20 protein-coding genes are annotated in these 15,598 nt (G+C 58.6%); 10 read left to right on the forward strand and 10 right to left on the reverse strand.

What is annotated here, in order from left to right; all coding sequences use genetic code 11:
- Positions 1 to 32 precede the first annotated feature (32 nt).
- Both folD and pbpG read left to right on the forward strand, forming a co-directional pair.
- Positions 33 to 887 carry a bifunctional methylenetetrahydrofolate dehydrogenase/methenyltetrahydrofolate cyclohydrolase FolD gene (folD, locus tag AACY11_RS02120; RefSeq protein WP_339431963.1) on the forward strand — a complete coding sequence of 285 codons (855 nt, stop codon included), beginning with the start codon at positions 33 to 35 and terminating at the stop codon, positions 885 to 887.
- Between the two features lie 242 nt (positions 888 to 1,129).
- Entirely contained in the window at positions 1,130 to 2,068 is a 939-nt protein-coding gene (pbpG, locus tag AACY11_RS02125; protein ID WP_339431962.1) for a D-alanyl-D-alanine endopeptidase, read from the forward strand.
- 53 nt (positions 2,069 to 2,121) lie between these two features.
- On the opposite strand, the gene AACY11_RS02130 is transcribed toward pbpG, so the two are convergent.
- From AACY11_RS02130 to AACY11_RS02140, 3 genes are all read right to left on the reverse strand, one after another.
- A complete protein-coding gene (locus AACY11_RS02130; RefSeq protein ID WP_339431961.1) occupies positions 2,122 to 2,328 on the reverse strand; it encodes a hypothetical protein in 207 nt (68 codons plus the stop codon).
- Positions 2,329 to 2,340: 12 nt separating this feature from the next.
- Positions 2,341 to 2,547: a DUF6021 family protein gene (locus tag AACY11_RS02135; RefSeq protein WP_339431960.1), complete on the reverse strand. Its 207-nt coding sequence runs from the start codon at positions 2,545 to 2,547 to the stop codon at positions 2,341 to 2,343.
- 87 nt (positions 2,548 to 2,634) lie between these two features.
- Positions 2,635 to 3,306 (reverse strand): peptidase C39 family protein, encoded by a 672-nt coding sequence (locus AACY11_RS02140; protein ID WP_221730496.1) that lies wholly within the window; start codon positions 3,304 to 3,306, stop codon positions 2,635 to 2,637.
- Positions 3,307 to 3,554: 248 nt separating this feature from the next.
- Between AACY11_RS02140 and AACY11_RS02145 the strand changes: the two genes are divergently transcribed.
- Positions 3,555 to 3,713, forward strand: a complete 159-nt coding sequence (locus AACY11_RS02145) for a hypothetical protein (RefSeq protein WP_339493833.1) — start codon at positions 3,555 to 3,557, stop codon at positions 3,711 to 3,713.
- 75 nt (positions 3,714 to 3,788) lie between these two features.
- On the opposite strand, the gene AACY11_RS02150 is transcribed toward AACY11_RS02145, so the two are convergent.
- Positions 3,789 to 4,538, reverse strand: coding sequence for a TerC family protein (locus tag AACY11_RS02150; protein ID WP_339431959.1), 750 nt, complete (start codon positions 4,536 to 4,538; stop codon positions 3,789 to 3,791).
- 29 nt (positions 4,539 to 4,567) lie between these two features.
- Positions 4,568 to 4,810 (reverse strand): hypothetical protein, encoded by a 243-nt coding sequence (locus AACY11_RS02155; protein WP_221730458.1) that lies wholly within the window; start codon positions 4,808 to 4,810, stop codon positions 4,568 to 4,570.
- 133 nt (positions 4,811 to 4,943) lie between these two features.
- Here AACY11_RS02155 and nhaR point away from each other — a divergent pair, with 133 nt between their 5' ends.
- Positions 4,944 to 5,843, forward strand: a complete 900-nt coding sequence (gene nhaR / locus AACY11_RS02160) for a transcriptional activator NhaR (protein WP_339493762.1) — start codon at positions 4,944 to 4,946, stop codon at positions 5,841 to 5,843.
- On the opposite strand, the gene AACY11_RS02165 is transcribed toward nhaR, so the two are convergent.
- Positions 5,838 to 7,001: an MFS transporter gene (locus AACY11_RS02165; RefSeq protein WP_339431957.1), complete on the reverse strand. Its 1,164-nt coding sequence runs from the start codon at positions 6,999 to 7,001 to the stop codon at positions 5,838 to 5,840. The two genes, nhaR and AACY11_RS02165, sit on opposite strands and share 6 nt — an antisense overlap.
- Positions 7,002 to 7,337: 336 nt before the next feature.
- On the opposite strand from AACY11_RS02165, the gene sstT reads away from it, so the two are divergent.
- On the forward strand, positions 7,338 to 8,570 hold the full coding sequence (gene sstT / locus AACY11_RS02170) for a serine/threonine transporter SstT (RefSeq protein WP_339431956.1): 1,233 nt from the start codon (positions 7,338 to 7,340) through the stop codon (positions 8,568 to 8,570).
- A 70-nt stretch (positions 8,571 to 8,640) separates the two neighbouring features.
- Here sstT and AACY11_RS02175 read toward each other — a convergent pair whose 3' ends face one another.
- Positions 8,641 to 9,150, reverse strand: a complete 510-nt coding sequence (locus AACY11_RS02175; protein ID WP_339493763.1) for a DUF1993 domain-containing protein — start codon at positions 9,148 to 9,150, stop codon at positions 8,641 to 8,643.
- A gap of 125 nt (positions 9,151 to 9,275) precedes the next feature.
- Between AACY11_RS02175 and AACY11_RS02180 the strand changes: the two genes are divergently transcribed.
- Positions 9,276 to 9,920: a YceH family protein gene (locus AACY11_RS02180; RefSeq protein ID WP_339493764.1), complete on the forward strand. Its 645-nt coding sequence runs from the start codon at positions 9,276 to 9,278 to the stop codon at positions 9,918 to 9,920.
- Between the two features lie 67 nt (positions 9,921 to 9,987).
- On the opposite strand, the gene AACY11_RS02185 is transcribed toward AACY11_RS02180, so the two are convergent.
- Positions 9,988 to 10,803 carry a shikimate 5-dehydrogenase gene (locus AACY11_RS02185; protein WP_339493765.1) on the reverse strand — a complete coding sequence of 272 codons (816 nt, stop codon included), beginning with the start codon at positions 10,801 to 10,803 and terminating at the stop codon, positions 9,988 to 9,990.
- Positions 10,804 to 11,048: 245 nt separating this feature from the next.
- On the opposite strand from AACY11_RS02185, the gene AACY11_RS02190 reads away from it, so the two are divergent.
- The 3 genes from AACY11_RS02190 (at position 11,049) to AACY11_RS02200 (ending at position 12,118) form a co-directional block, all read left to right on the forward strand.
- Positions 11,049 to 11,408: a hypothetical protein gene (locus AACY11_RS02190; protein ID WP_339431953.1), complete on the forward strand. Its 360-nt coding sequence runs from the start codon at positions 11,049 to 11,051 to the stop codon at positions 11,406 to 11,408.
- 230 nt (positions 11,409 to 11,638) lie between these two features.
- On the forward strand, positions 11,639 to 11,833 hold the full coding sequence (locus AACY11_RS02195) for a hypothetical protein (protein ID WP_221730466.1): 195 nt from the start codon (positions 11,639 to 11,641) through the stop codon (positions 11,831 to 11,833).
- A gap of 102 nt (positions 11,834 to 11,935) precedes the next feature.
- Entirely contained in the window at positions 11,936 to 12,118 is a 183-nt protein-coding gene (locus tag AACY11_RS02200) for a hypothetical protein (RefSeq protein ID WP_339431952.1), read from the forward strand.
- On the opposite strand, the gene AACY11_RS02205 is transcribed toward AACY11_RS02200, so the two are convergent.
- Positions 12,115 to 13,176, reverse strand: a complete 1,062-nt coding sequence (locus AACY11_RS02205; protein WP_339493766.1) for an AI-2E family transporter — start codon at positions 13,174 to 13,176, stop codon at positions 12,115 to 12,117. The two genes, AACY11_RS02200 and AACY11_RS02205, sit on opposite strands and share 4 nt — an antisense overlap.
- A 201-nt stretch (positions 13,177 to 13,377) precedes the next feature.
- Here AACY11_RS02205 and trhP point away from each other — a divergent pair, with 201 nt between their 5' ends.
- The gene (trhP, locus tag AACY11_RS02210) at positions 13,378 to 14,700 is read left to right on the forward strand and encodes a prephenate-dependent tRNA uridine(34) hydroxylase TrhP (RefSeq protein WP_445261482.1); all 1,323 of its coding nucleotides are present in this window, start codon (positions 13,378 to 13,380) and stop codon (positions 14,698 to 14,700) included.
- A gap of 102 nt (positions 14,701 to 14,802) precedes the next feature.
- On the opposite strand, the gene AACY11_RS02215 is transcribed toward trhP, so the two are convergent.
- Complete coding sequence (locus tag AACY11_RS02215; protein WP_339464917.1) at positions 14,803 to 15,516, reverse strand: FadR/GntR family transcriptional regulator; 714 nt, start codon at positions 15,514 to 15,516, stop codon at positions 14,803 to 14,805.
- Positions 15,517 to 15,598: the final 82 nt, after the last annotated feature.

The raw sequence follows: 15,598 nt of genomic DNA on the forward strand, positions 1-15,598 counted from the left end.
TTTTTTCCCCTCTCGATGGTTAATCACGCGCAATGACTGCACAACTAATCGACGGCAAATCGATCGCCGCCAGCCTGCGCCAGCAGATCGCCCAACGAGTTGCCGAGCGTCGCCAGCAAGGCCTGCGCACTCCCGGCCTCGCGGTGATCCTGGTCGGCAGCGATCCTGCCTCTCAGGTTTATGTCTCGCACAAGCGTAAAGACTGTGAAGAGGTCGGCTTCCTCTCTCAAGCCTACGACCTGCCCTCTGAAACCACGCAAGAAGCGTTGACCGATCTGATTGATCGCCTCAACGACGACCCGGCAATCGACGGCATTCTGTTGCAACTGCCGCTGCCCGAGCATCTGGATGCCTCCAAACTGCTGGAGCGCATTCGCCCGGACAAAGACGTCGACGGCTTCCATCCTTATAACGTCGGGCGTCTGGCCCAACGCATCCCTCTGCTGCGTCCGTGCACCCCTAAAGGCATCATCACTTTGCTGGAAAGCACAGGCGTTGATCTTTACGGACTGGACGCAGTTGTGGTCGGCGCTTCAAACATCGTCGGTCGTCCGATGGCGATGGAGCTGTTACTGGCTGGCTGCACCGTGACCGTGACCCATCGCTTCACCAAGGATCTGGCCGAGCACGTCGGTCGTGCCGATCTGGTCGTTGTGGCTGCCGGCAAGCCGGGCCTGGTCAAAGGCGAGTGGATCAAGGAAGGCGCGATCGTGATCGATGTCGGGATCAACCGTCAGGACGACGGCAAACTGGTCGGTGACGTTGTCTACGAAACCGCCCTGCCCCGCGCCGGCTGGATCACGCCGGTACCGGGCGGCGTCGGCCCGATGACCCGTGCCTGCCTGCTGGAAAACACCCTATACGCAGCGGAAACCCTGCACGCCTGAGTGGTTTTTTTCACGCGCTGGCAATACCCCCGAGAACCCCGCCGCGTGCGGGGTTTTTCGTGCCTGAGAAAAAGCTGTAACCGTTCGCCGGAAAACCCTATTTCTACAGGCCTTTTCACAAGATTTTCAGGCCACTCAAACAACCATCGACAGTTATTCAGCCATACTCCTAAAATGCGACGCTTTTAAGAAATAACCCGTTACAAACTAACGGAATATCCAACCTTTATGAGTTCGCCCGCGTGAAAATTCGTCTTTCGATTCTGAGCCTGTTTTTTGCTTTTACAGGCACATTCATCACGCCATCGATCAATGCCGCGCAAACCATCGCTGCCCCCCGTGACGCTTCGCAATTGAAAATCGCCTCCGGTAGCGCCCTGCTCATGGATATGCAGACCAAAAAAGTCATTTATTCCAGCAACCCTGACGTGATTGTGCCGATCGCTTCCGTCAGCAAGCTGATGACTGGCCTGGTGGTGGTTGAAGCCCGACAGAACATGGACGAATGGATCAATGTCGATATCAGCAATACGCCGGAAATGAAGGGCGTGTTCTCCCGAGTCAAACTCAAGAGTGAACTGCCGCGCCGCGAGATGCTGTTGATTGCTCTGATGTCTTCGGAAAACCGTGCGGCCGCCAGCCTCGCGCATCACTACCCGGGCGGTTACGCAGCCTTTATCGCGGCGATGAACGCCAAGGCCAAGGCGCTGGGCATGACCAATACGCACTTCGTCGAGCCGACCGGCTTGTCTGAGCGCAACGTGTCGACTGCCCGTGACTTGAGCAAGTTGCTGGTAGCCGCCAGCAAGTACCCGGTCCTCAGCGAACTCACCACCACCAAGGAAAAGACCGTCTCTTTCCGTAAACCCAATTACACACTGGGCTTTCGCAATACCGATCACTTGGTCAATAAGGCCGACTGGGACATCAAGATCACCAAAACCGGCTTCACCAATCCTGCCGGTCATTGCCTGGTACTGGTAACGAAAATGGGCAACCGCCCGGTCGCGCTGGTGATTCTCGACGCGTTTGGTAAATACACCCATTTTGCCGATGCCAGCCGCATCCGCAGTTGGGTGGAAACCGGCAGGAGCGCCAGCGTTCCAGCAGCGGCTCAACAGTACAAAGCCGACAAAAACCTCAAGGCGCGCCAGAGCGGCGTGGTCGAAGCCTCCAAGTAATTCGCGCCATAAGGAAAAGCCCCGAAATTTCGGGGCTTTTTCTCATCTGCACATCAGTCGTTAGGCAGCGGCATCTCGTCGTCATCAGGAATCCCGTCACCGGCACTCGGATCCCGCGCAGGCTGCGGCGTAAGTACATTGGGTCGCGCCAACGGATCACGCAGCGGGCTCTCAGAATCCAGCACCGGGTCCACTTCCTGCTCAGGCGTGGTCGGCACACTGTCGGGCTTTTGGTCATCGAAGCTTGAATCGGTACTCATACGCACCTCGCATCAAGGTTTGAGATCGGCTAACGGATCGTAGGGCTTGGCCGGTTTGGTGTCGTCTTCGCCAGGCTTCACATCTTTGGGCGCCTTTGCAGGGCCAATGGGGTCGACTTGCGGATCTTCGAGATCCGGCGAGTCCGGATCGAACCCCAGATCGTTACCTGAAGAATGCTCAGAAGAATGCGGGCCTTTCGGGGATGGGGAATCTGTCATGTTGCCTCCTGATTCACCCGTAAAACCGGGCTATAACCGTAAGAGGCTGGCCGGGCGCAGTCGTGCCCGGCAGATGACGAACGGAACTCAGTGCGCCGCCAATGCCTTGCGCGCCTGCGCGGCTTCCGGCTCCTGACCGGCCTGTGACAACTCATCGGCGGCCTTGAGCCAGCGCTGACGATCCACCGCCACCGGAATCTGCGAAGGCTTTTGAATCAAGATGGCCCAGCCACCGGACTTTTCGAATGCCGATTCAAAAGCGCTGAAGCTCATGATTTCGCGACGGTTCATGCCCGCGCGCAGCAGCACTTTCTGTTTATTGCGGTCGTAGCCGGAAAGAATGGCATAGCGCGGTTGCGCCCAAAACGCTGAACCTTCGCTGAAGCGCACCATCACCGGATAGCCCGCAGCAACCTGCGTCAGCAGTGCTGGCAGATTGCGGTCCAGCGGATAGACGACCAAGCCATATTCCCGTGCAAGCTTCTGCATGTTCTGCTGCAATTTATCTTCGGCGCCCGGCAGGTGCAGCGGTTTTGCCAACAGACCCGGGGTGATCACGATGCCTTGCTGTGACAACAGGCTGGCCAACACTTGCGGCCCGGACTGATTGGCGTCGCCGCGATAGAACGTACCACTGAGCTCAACCCGTTCGGGCAGACGCTTCACCTCGGGTGCCACACTACCTGCGCACCCGGCCAGTACGGCTGCGCAACCAGCCACCAGCAGCGCCGCGCGAATTCGAGAAAATACCTGCACCATCATCACTCTCTGTTCAAGACGCCGGTCATCGTGTTCCGGCAGTGCCTGCGATCATAGGGCGGCACAAAGCTGCGGTATAGCCTTAAACCGCAGACTCAACGATTGCATAGAGCAAACTGATTGGTCGCCACCGACCTTTGGTCAATAGCTTGAAACACCCCATTGACTAGACTGTCACTGACATAGAGCGATTTGAGAGAAGCGTGTGCCCGAGCCAGGGCAAAGAGGAGGCACTCATGAGCCTGACCATGACTATCGTAATGTTGATTGCCGGCTGGCTGGCCGTTGCTACCGCCATGCTGTGGGGCGTGTTGCGTGTTTCCCGACGCCACCATCATCACCCCGCCCAACCCGCACCGATCGAGAAACCGGGCAAGCACCGCGCGCAACCTGCGACTGCACACTGACTGTCGGTAGAACTGCGAACAAAAAAAAGCCGCCTGGACTCTGGGAGTTCAGATGGCTTTTTTACAACTTGACGATTACACCTGCTCAGCCAACTTCTTCTGCCGTGCTCGACGGGACATCATGTTCAGCACCTCAATCGCCGCCGAGAACGCCATGGCCGCATACACATAGCCTTTCGGTACGTGGGCGCCGAAGCCTTCGGCGATCAGCGTCATGCCGATCATGATCAGGAAGCCCAGGGCCAGCATCACCACCGTTGGGTTGTCGTTGATGAACCTGGCCAGCGGCTCAGCCGCAAACAGCATCACCAGCACCGAGACCACGACCGCGATGATCATGATTGGCAAGTGTTCGGTCATGCCGACCGCCGTAATGATGCTGTCGATCGAGAACACCATGTCGAGCATCAGGATCTGCCCGATTGCCGCTGCAAAGCCCAGGGTCACCGTCGAGGAGGCCGATTTCGGGTCTTCCGGCGCCGGATCCATGCTGTGGTGAATCTCGGTCGTAGCCTTCCAGACCAGGAACAGACCGCCGGCGATCAGGATCATGTCCTTCCAGGAGAACGCCTGGCCGAGGATTTCGATCACAGGTTCGGTCAACTGCACGATGAAGGCGATGGTGCTCAACAGCGCCAGGCGCAGAATCAACGCCATGCCGATGCCGATGCGGCGCGCCTTCTGGCGGTGCTGCTCGGGCAACTTGTTGGTCAGAATCGAGATAAAGATCAGGTTATCGATGCCGAGCACGATCTCCATGACCACCAGTGTGGCCAAAGCAACCCAGGCAGCGGGGCTGGCGGCGAGTTCCAACAGATATTCCATGGGTCAGTCCTGACTCGTTGTAAGACGGTTTAGATAGTCTTTGAGGAAGATTCAGATGTTTGCGTATCTTTTTCCGGTGCTTCTTTTTTCTCGATCAACCCGCCCGTGGCTTCGCTGAGCGCTTGCTCGGCGGCTTTGTGGGTATCGTCGATCGCCTGCTTGGCGCTTTCGGCGGCTTTACCCATTAACTGTTGGGCGCTTTTCTCGGCCTGATCGCAACCAGCCAGCACCAGTAAAGACGTAAACATCAGCACAGGAAATGCGTATTTCATGAGGTTTCCTCCCAATCAACAGACAGGGCCACACACCGGCCCTCAATGGCTGGGCATTCTAGGGAGGGAGACACTTCAGGAAAATTCGTATTTTTAGCGGCTATACTTCGATTTTCACGAACTGTAGACCCTCATGCTCAACTATCGACAACTGCATTACTTCTGGGTCGTGGCCAAGACCGGCAGCATTGTGCGTGCCTGCGAGCAACTGAACCTGACCCCACAGACCATCAGCGGGCAGATCTCCCTGCTCGAACACACCTACGGCGTCGATTTGTTCAAGCGCGTGGGGCGGCAACTTGAACTCACCGAAGCCGGGCGCCAAGCCCTGCCCTACGCCGAGCAGATGTTTCAGCTCGGCGGGGAACTGGAGCTGATGCTGCGCGCGCAACCCAACGAGCAGCAGATTCTGTTCCGCGTCGGCGTGGCCGACGTGGTGCCCAAATCCATCGTCTATCGTCTGATCGCGCCAACCATGGAGTTGAGCGAGCCGCTACGCATCACCTGTCGCGAGGACAAACTCGAACGCCTGCTGGCAGATCTGGCCATCCAGCGTCTGGATCTGGTGATCTCCGACAGCCCGATGCCACCACACCTCGATATCAAGGGCTACAGCCAGAAACTCGGCGAATGCGGGATCAGTTTCTTCGCCACCGCCGAACTGGTGGCACGCTATGGGCAGGATTTCCCACGCAGCCTGCATGGCGCACCGCTGCTGATTCCCGGCGCAGAAACCGTGGTGCGCAGCCGTTTGCAGCGCTGGTTTGCCGAGCAGCAGATCCAGCCGAAAATCGTCGGCGAGTTCGATGACAGTGCCTTGATGCAGGCATTCGGCCAATCCGGCAGCGGGATTTTTATCGGCCCGAGCGTGATTGCCGAAGAAGTGAAGCGCCAGTATGGCGTTGAGTTGATCGGCCAAACCGACGCGGTGACCGAGTCGTTCTATGCCATATCAGTGGAGCGCAAGATCAAGCACCCCGGCATCGTTGCGATTGCCGAAGGTGCCCGACGCGAGTTGTTTACCGCGTTATGAGAGTTCAGCGCAGACTTCGCGCGGCTTGAGCGTCATCAATACCATGGCGAGCAATACCGACAGCAGAATGAACCCGGCAGCGGCGAAGCCAAGGAAGCCCAGCCCCGCGCTGTCGATCACCCGTCCACCGATCATGGCGCCAAGGCCGATGCCAAGGTTAGCCCCGGCAATATTCAGCGAAGCGGCAAAGGCCGGTGCTTGTGGTGCGGCTTTCATCAGGCGCACATGGCTGACCAGGAACAACGCCGCTTGGGTCACGCCCCAAATCCCCATCGCCACTGCCAACCCCAGCGGCGAATGAATGTTTGGCACCAGCGACACCATGCCGGCAATCATGAACGCACAGAACAACACCGACGCCCCCAGCGGATGCCGATCCACCGCACGTCCGCCCAGCGAGTTGCCGATCAGACCGACCGCGCCGAAGCCCATCAGGCACCAGCCGACCACCGTGCCGTTGAAACCGGCCAGGCGCTCAAGGATGTCTGCCAGATAGGTGTAAGCGGTAAACATGCCGCTAAACACCAGAATCGACAGCACAATGTGGCCGATCATCAAAGGGCTGCGCAGGATTTTGAACTGCGAGCGGAAGCTGACCTGATGCTGGTGCAGACTGGTTTTCGGCAGATATACAAACAGCAGCAACGCCTTGGCAAACGCGATCACCGCGAGAATACCGAAGGCACTGCGCCAGCCGAAAGCATCGGAAATCAATGTGCCGACAGGAATGCCAAACACCGTGGCGCAGACGATGCCGAAGCCGATCTTGGCGATGGCGCGGCCGGCGTAGTCCGGACCGACGATGTCCACTGCGGTTTCACTGGCCAACGCCCAGAACACTGGCAAACCCAGCGCCGGGATCAGCCGCGCAACCGCCATCACCCAGATATTCGGCGCCAATGCAGCAACGGTATTGGCCAGGCCAAACATGATCAGGATGGTGATGAACAGCTTGCGGCGTTCAAAGCGGGCGAAATACGCGGTCAAGAATGGGCCGAACATTGCCACGGTAAAAGCGAATAGCGTCACCAGCAGACCGGCCTGCGGGATGGTGACCGCAAGGTCTCGGGCAATCGCCGGCAACAGGCCAACGATGACGAACTCTGTGGTCAGCACCGTGAAGCCAGCGGCGGACAACAGAAGGATGGGCAACAGCATGGGAAACTCCAACGAAACGACGACACCAGCGATGACCAAAAGGCCCGCTGGCAGAACTTGAAAAAGAGGAAGGAGAATCTTAACAGAGTGTTTCCAGACTGACTTGCACAAACCTGTCGATCTTGCCGGCGAATCGGGTGGCAGATCGTCACATGCCTGAAGGATAAGGCCTACGCTGTGGTAAAGTCCGCGCCCTGCAAAACGTACACCCTGTTCAGCGAACAGTTTAATGGCGTTGAAATCGCGTCAACACTTTCGGTTCGTGACGCTGGCCTGCCCTGTTTCGCCAGCGCATTCACGCAACCCTGCACCCTATAAAAAATCAGAGATGCCGCTATGAATGCTTCATCCCCTTCTTTCTTGCAACGCTTAAGCAAACTGAGCCTGGTCACACAAATTGTCATCGGCCTGATCGCAGGTATCGCCTTGGCGCTGGTCGCGCCCGAAGCCGCGAAATCCACGGCCTTCATCGGCAAGGTCTTTGTTTCGGCGCTGAAGGCCGTGGCACCGATTCTGGTGTTCGTGCTGGTAATGGCCTCGATTGCCAACCACAAGCACGGTCAGGAAACCCACATCCGTCCAATTCTGTTCATGTATCTGCTGGGTACGTTCAGTGCGGCAGCGGTCGCCGTGGTTGCCAGCATGATGTTCCCATCGAACCTGGTGCTGTCCACGGACAACGTCGCAGTGACCGCACCGGGCGGCATCACCGAAGTGTTGCAAAGTCTGTTGCTGAGCGCGGTCGACAACCCGATTCATGCACTGATGAACGCTAACTTCATCGGCATTCTGGCCTGGGCCATCGGTATGGGCGTTGCCATTCGCCATGCCGGCGAGACCACCCGCCAAGTGTTGGGCGATCTGTCCAACGGTGTGACCGTGATCGTGCGCGTGGTGATTCGCTTCGCCCCGCTGGGCATTTTTGGCCTGGTCGCGTCGACACTCGCCACGTCGGGTTTTGATGCACTGGTCGGTTATGCGCACCTGCTGGCGGTATTGCTCGGCTGCATGCTGTTCGTGGCGCTGGTGATGAACCCGCTGATCGTGTTCTGGAAGTTGCGCCGCAACCCTTATCCGTTGACCCTCAAGTGCCTGCGCGAAAGCGGTATCACGGCGTTCTTCACCCGCAGCTCGGCGGCGAACATTCCGGTCAACCTGGAATTGAGCAAGCGTCTGGGTCTGCATGAAGACACTTACTCGGTGTCGATCCCGCTGGGGGCCACCATCAACATGGCGGGGGCGGCGACCACTATTACCGTGCTGGCGCTTGCTGCCGTGCACACGCTGGGTATCGCGGTGGACATTCCAACCGCCATCCTGCTCAGTTTGGTCGCGGCGGTCTGCGCGTGCGGCGCGTCGGGCGTTGCCGGTGGCTCGCTGCTGCTGATTCCGCTGGCGTGCAGCCTGTTCGGCATCCCGAGCGAGATCGCCATGCAAGTGGTTGCGGTCGGTTTCATCATTGGTGTGTTGCAGGATTCGGCCGAGACCGCGCTGAACTCCTCCACCGATGTGCTGTTTACCGCAGCGGCCTGCTTGGGCGAAGAAGAGAGAGCCCAACGCACCGCATAACCGCTTCCATAAGAGAAATGAAAAGCCCGCCAAGGCGTAAACCTTGGCGGGCTTTTTGTTGCCGGGTGGTTTAGAACGCGCCCATGTAATCGCGTTTACCCACTTCAACACCGTTGTGACGCAGCAAGGCGTAGGTGGTGGTGACATGGAAGAAGAACTGCGGCAGACCGTAGGTCAGCAGATAAGCCTGGCCGCTGAAGCGCTTCTCTTTCGGTGTGCCCGGACGGGTGACGATTTCAATGCCTTCCTGGCCATTGATCTGCTCAGGCTTGATCTCGCCGATAAAGGCCAGAACCTTGGCGATCAAGGCTTGCAGCTCAGCGAAGGTGGTTTCGCTGTCGTCGTATTTCGGAATCTCGACTTCGGCCAGACGCGACGAAACGCCTTTGGCGAAATCAACCGCGATCTGCACCTGACGCACCAGCGGGAACATGTCCGGGTACAGACGAGCCTGCAGGAAGGCGTTCGGGTCGATGTTTTTCTCGGCGGCGTGGGCTTCAGCCTTTTTCAGGACATCGCTCAGGGCGTTGAGCATTTGTTGAAAAACCGGGACGGATGCGGCGTACAGGGAAATGGTCATGGCAATCTCATGTGGTGGCTGGGTGGAACGTGGAGGCGATTATAGCCATGCTTGATGATCACACGGCTTGCCTTTTGTTTGGCAAGGATTAGGCTAGGCGCCTTCGACTGCAGAGGGAACGCGCGATGTCCACAGAACCAGAATCCAGCTTCGACGAACCACGGCTCACTGCCACGGAAATCCGCATCCTGGGATCATTGATCGAAAAACAGGCCACCAGTCCGGAAACCTATCCGCTGACCCTCAATGCGCTGGTGACCGCGTGTAATCAGAAAACCAGTCGCGAACCGGTGATGAACCTGACTCAGGGCCTGGTGGGCCAGAGCCTGCGTGCACTGGAAGGTCGCGGCTTCGCCAAACTGGTCATGGGTAGCCGCGCCGACCGCTGGGAGCACAAGGTCGACAAAGCGCTGGAGTTGGTGCCGGCGCAGGTGGCGCTGACCGGGCTGATGTTTCTGCGCGGCCCGCAGACCGTTAACGAACTGCTGACACGCAGTGGGCGCATGCATGATTTCGAAGATGCCGAGCAAGTGGTGCATCAGCTTGAGCGCTTGATCGCTCGCGGGCTGGCGGTGTTGATTGCGCGCCAGGCTGGGCAGCGCGAAGACCGCTATAGCCATGCGCTGGGCGATCCGGCGGATATCGAGGCGATTCTGGCGGCGCGGCAAAATCCCGGGGAGCGCGCCAGCGGCGGGGTTTCGATCGAACGGATCGAAGAGCTTGAGGCGCGGATTGCGGCACTGGAAGAGCGCCTGGCCCGCCTCGAATAAACACCATCCCCCTTTGGGAGCGGGCTTGCTCGTGAAGAAGCCCGCTGAACCAACACAGACTTCAGGATCAGCTACGGGCGAATGCCGCCGCCTGAAACTGCTCTTCGGTCGGCCGCACCCCGGTGTACAACACAAACTGCTCCAGCGCCTGGATCGCTATCACTTCCAGCCCGGTAATGACCCGCTTCCCTTGCGCGCGGCCGCGCATGATCAGCGGCGTTTGCGAAGGAATGGCCACCACATCAAACACCGTGTCGGCCGCCTTGATCACCTCAGGCTCAAACGCCAGTTGCCCCGCCTCAGGGCCGCCGTCCATGCCGACCGGCGTCACGTTGATCAGCATCTGCGCACGCTCATCCCCCAGTTCAGCCTGCCAGCGATAACCCAGCGAGTCTGCCAGCGCACGTCCGGCACGCTCATTGCGCGCCACGATCAAGCCGTTTTTATAACCACCGTCGCGCAAGGCACTGGCCACTGCCTTGGCCATACCGCCGCTGCCGCGCAGGGCGAAAGTCGAATCCTTGGGCACCGCGTGGGTTTCCAGCAACTGCGCGATGGCGATGTAATCGGTGTTGTAGGCCTTGAGATGGCCATTAGTGTTGACGACAGTATTGATCGACTGAATCGCTTGCGCCGAGGCATCCAGCTCATCGACCAACTCGATGCAGGCTTCCTTGAACGGCATCGATACGCCACAGCCACGAATGCCCAAGGCGCGAATCCCGCCGACAGCGCCGGCCAGGTCCTGGCTGCTGAACGCCTTGTAGTAGAAGTTCAGGCCCAGTTGCTCATACAAATGATTATGAAACCGCAGACCGAAATTACCTGGGCGTCCGGACAGGGACATGCACAGCTGGGTGTCTTTGTTCGGGTTCATCTGCATGAAACTTCTCCTTCAAACGCACTTTCGGATGGACGGGATTAGCCATTCCATCGGGTTCTGAATGATCATATCGCTTGCCTGCACCGGGCCTGGATGAGCCGGTAAAGAAATCGGTACAGACCTTACACAAAATTTACCCAACGGCTGTGCTGATTTTAAAAATTTCGCTGTCTTAGATGTATCCCCGCGACATCCATGGACCTATTGCAGGCCAGGGAGCCGGGTTGAAGAACCGAGGAATTATCATGATTCGTAAACTCTCCATTGTGGCCTTACTGATCGGTGCACTCGCTGTAACAGGCCAGGCAGAAGCCGGTCATGGCCATGGCTGGCAAGGCCCGGCGGTGTTTGGCGCGATCGTCGGCTCGGCCATCATCGGTTCGGCGCTGATCAACCAGGACCGGCCGGTGTACGTGCAGCAACAGCCGGTTTACGTTCAACCCCAACCGGTCTATGTGCAACAGCCGCCTCCACCGGTCTACTACCAGCCAGCGCCGGTTTATGTGCAGCAACCGGTTTACGTCCAGCCGGCCCCCGTTTATTACGGCCCGCCACGCGGCTACTACGGTCGGCCCCATGGCTACTACGGCGGCCCACGCTGGTAATCGATACACAGAGCCCTGCTTTTATAGCGGGGCTTTTTTATGACCGTCGGTCGCCCGCGTCTGAAAAAATCTCGCCAAGGTCGCTGTGAGGACAGCTTCAACAGCTAAAGTCGGCATGATTGACTTGACCGTCATGGGCGCCCCCATAAAACGGTCATCTTTTTGTCATGACGGAACCGCAATCTGAATCCGTCCGTAAACAACAGGTTGATAACAACAAGGACGATTGTATGCCTACACAAAACCCGCACCGCGTCGTCGGCCTGTGCACCTCAAGCAAGGTGTACAGCGCGCTGACCGAACTCAAGCACCTGGAAGGCCACCGCTGCGCCAAGTTTCTTTCGCTGCTGGCCGAGAACCTTGTGCACAAGGGGCTGCTCAATGAGCGCGAAGTGGTGCACATGCTCGACCAGGTTGTCGACTGAAGCAGCCCTCACTGTTATCAATGTCCACTATCAAAAGCGTTGATTGTCCCTGAGAACCACGAATGCCTAAGGTGGCCCCATCGTTTGATGGAGGTTTCAGTCATGGCTCAGGTTCAAATCATGTCGGTCATCGGCAGCGCCGTTCCCGCACCACTCAGAGAGTCGGGCTTGCTCGCCTGTTGGTATCTGGTGCGCGACGGCGAGCCGATCAGCGGCCCACTGACATCCTTGCCAGCGGCGCAGGCCTTGTCGCAACAGATCGCCAGCAACCCGTTTCAAGCCTAGGGTAGCTGCACCTTGGGCTTGGTCTCGACGAACAGCGCCCAGCTCGACATGAACAGCGCTGCAATCAACGGCCCGATCACAAACCCGTTCAGACCGAAAACTGCCAGACCGCCCAGCGTCGAAATCAGGATCAAGTAGTCCGGCATGCGAGTGTCCTTGCCCACCAGGACCGGCCGCAGCACGTTGTCGACCAGACCGATCACAAACACCCCGAATAACCCCAGCACCACGCCCTGCCAGATCATCCCGCTGAGCAAGAAATAAACCGCCACCGGCGCCCAGACAATCCCCGCTCCCACCGCCGGCAACAGCGATAGAAACGCCATCAACACCGCCCACAGCAACGCGCTGGGTATGTCGAGAAACCAGAAAATCGCTCCGCCCAACGCGCCTTGCGTGATCGCGACGACCAGATTGCCCTTTACCGTGGCCCGCACGACCCGGTTGAACTTCAGTTGCAAACGACGCTTTTGATGCTCTTCCAGCGGAATCGCAATGCGTACCTTGCGCACCAGCTCCGCGCCGTCACGCAGAAAGAAAAACAGCAAGTACAGCATGACGAAGAAACTCACCACGAACTCGAACGTGCCCTGGCCAAAACTGAAGGCCTGGGTCGCCAGTACCTGACTGCCCTGCATCGCCGCTTTGACGATTTTTTCGCGCAGGGCATTGAGTTCACCCATGCCAAAGCGGTCGAGCAGATGCTGAAAGTATTGCGGCAGGCTGTGTTTGAACTGCGCCAGATAGGCCGCGATGTCCAGCTCGCCGCTTTCGATATTCTTGTAAAGCGTCGCGCCTTCCTGCACCAGCAACACACTGAGGATGATCACCGGCAGAATCGCGATCACCAGACAGATGCTCAACGTACACAGCGAGGTGACATTGCGCTGCCAGCCGAATTTCCCCTGCAACTTGCGTTGCATCGGCGCAAACAGAATGCCCAGGATCACCGCCCAGAACACCGCGCCATAAAACGGCAGCAGAATCCAGATAAAGGCCACCGTGACCAGCACCAACAGCGCCGTCAGGGATTTGAATTGAAGACTTTTTACGTTCATGTCCGGTCCATGTCAGTCAGGCGTCATGCACGCCCCAAACCTTAGTCAGCCGGGGCGTGCGCGAGTGCCATCTTTATTCATGGCGCCTCGCTGCGGTGCCTGCGCAGCCTCACAGCTCCAAACATAGATCCAGATCAACAAACCCCGATTTCATCCGCATTACCCTGCCGCGCTTTTGCGACCGATGCCGCCATGCCCCTGATGCCAGACCTCACCACCCCGGAACTGCTCGCTCCCGCCGGCACCCTGAAAAACATGCGTTACGCCTTCGCCTACGGCGCCGATGCGGTGTATGCCGGCCAACCGCGCTACAGCCTGCGCGTGCGCAACAACGAGTTCGACCACGCCAATCTGGCGCTGGGCATTCGTGAGGCTCAGGCACAGGGCAAGCGCTTCTACGTGGTGGTCAACATCGCGCCGCACAACGCCAAGCTCAAGACCTTTCTCAAGGACCTGGCGCCGGTGATTGAAATGGCACCGGACGCACTGATCATGTCTGACCCCGGGCTGATCATGCTGGTGCGTCGGCATTTCCCGCAGATGCCGATTCACTTGTCGGTACAGGCCAACACCGTGAACTGGGCGAGCGTTGAGTTCTGGCAACAGCAGGGGCTGAGCCGGATCATCCTCTCGCGGGAATTGTCGCTGGAGGAAATTGGCGAGATTCGCGAGCAAGTGCCCGGCATGGAGCTGGAAGTTTTCGTTCACGGCGCGCTGTGCATGGCTTATTCCGGCCGTTGCCTGCTGTCGGGTTACATGAACAAACGCGACGCCAATCAGGGCACTTGCACCAACGCTTGCCGCTGGAAATATTCGGCGCAAGAGGCCTCCGAGAATCAGCTCGGCGAGATCGTGCAGACCTTCCAGCCCGAACCGACGCTGGGCATTGGCACCCCGACCGATCAAGTGTTCCTGTTGCAGGAAGCCAACCGTCCGGATGAGTTGATGCCCGCTTTCGAAGACGAGCACGGCACTTACATCATGAATGCCAAGGACCTGCGCGCGGTGCAGCACGTCGAGCGCCTGACACGCATGGGCGTGCATTCATTGAAGATCGAAGGCCGAACCAAATCGCACTTCTATTGCGCCCGCACCACCCAGGTATATCGCCGGGCAATTGACGATGCAGTGGCCGGCCGTGAGTTCGATCGCAGCCTGATGACCGATCTGGAGTCACTGGCCCAGCGCGGCTACACCGAAGGTTTCCTGCGCCGGCATGTGCATGACGAATACCAGAATTATCAGAACGGCAGTTCGGTGTCGCAGCGTCAGCAGTTTGTTGGGGAGTTGACCGGCGAGCGGCGTGATCGTCTGGCGCAGGTCAAGGTGAAGAACCGTTTCGCTCTGGGTGATCATCTGGAACTGATGACGCCCAAGGGCAATTTTCATTTTGATCTGCATGAACTGCAAAACCTCAAAGGGCAGGCGATCGAGGTCGCTCCGGGGGATGGGCACACGGTGTATGTGCCGATTCCGGATACGGTGGACTTGCACTTTGGGTTGTTGATGCGCGATGTGAATTGAGGCTGAGGCCGCCTTCGCGAGCAAGCCCGCTCCCACACGGCCTCTATGCCTTGCAAGAATCCCTGTGGGCTTGCTCGCGAAGAGGCCCGCAGCCTGCGCCAATCAACCCTGCGCGCAAAACCGATCCCGGCTATTGGTCAGGTGCAGCCACATCGCGGCACGCGCAGCGTCCGCATCCTGACGCTTGATCGCGTTCAGAATTGCCTCGTGCTCCAGATTCGCCAACTGCCCGAGTTTGCTCAGATCCGCCGCCCCACGCTCGGCCGCATTCAGTCGATGACGCGGAATCATCGCGCTGCCCAAGTGCTGCATGATCTCACTGAAGCAGACATTGCCAGTGGCCTCGGCGATCAGCAGGTGAAAGCGCCGGTCGGCCTCGACACAACTGTCGTTATTGGCGAGTTGGCGCTGATAGTCATCCAGCGCTTTGCGCATCTGCAGCAACTGCTGCTCGGTACGCCGTTGCGCCGCCAATGCCGCCGCTTGCGATTCCAGCCCCATGCGCAACTCAAGCATGCTGCGCACACCGAGTGCCGTGTCGACATTGAGCCGCAATCCCTGCTCCGGCGCACGCTCGATCACGAACGTACCAATGCCGTGGCGCGTTTCGACCCATCCCGAGGCCTGCAATCTGGAGATCGCCTCGCGCACCACCGTGCGACTCACACCATGTTCCTGAACGATGGCGTTCTCCGATGGCAGCTTGTCGCCGGGCGACATTTGTCCGTGCAGGATGCTCTGGGTGAGCTTCTCCACCAGATCATGGGCCAGGTTGTGCGCACGTTTGCGGGTAGGGGCGTCGAGGTCTTCTTGCATGGTCGGTTCCAGTGAGCGGACGGGCGGATCGTAGCACTGCACAGGCGTATGACGGGATTGATTCTAGCGCTGAAAAACCCAC

The sequence above is a fragment of the Pseudomonas sp. RA_105y_Pfl2_P56 genome, from assembly GCF_963970845.1.
GTDB lineage: Bacteria > Pseudomonadota > Gammaproteobacteria > Pseudomonadales > Pseudomonadaceae > Aquipseudomonas > Aquipseudomonas baetica_A.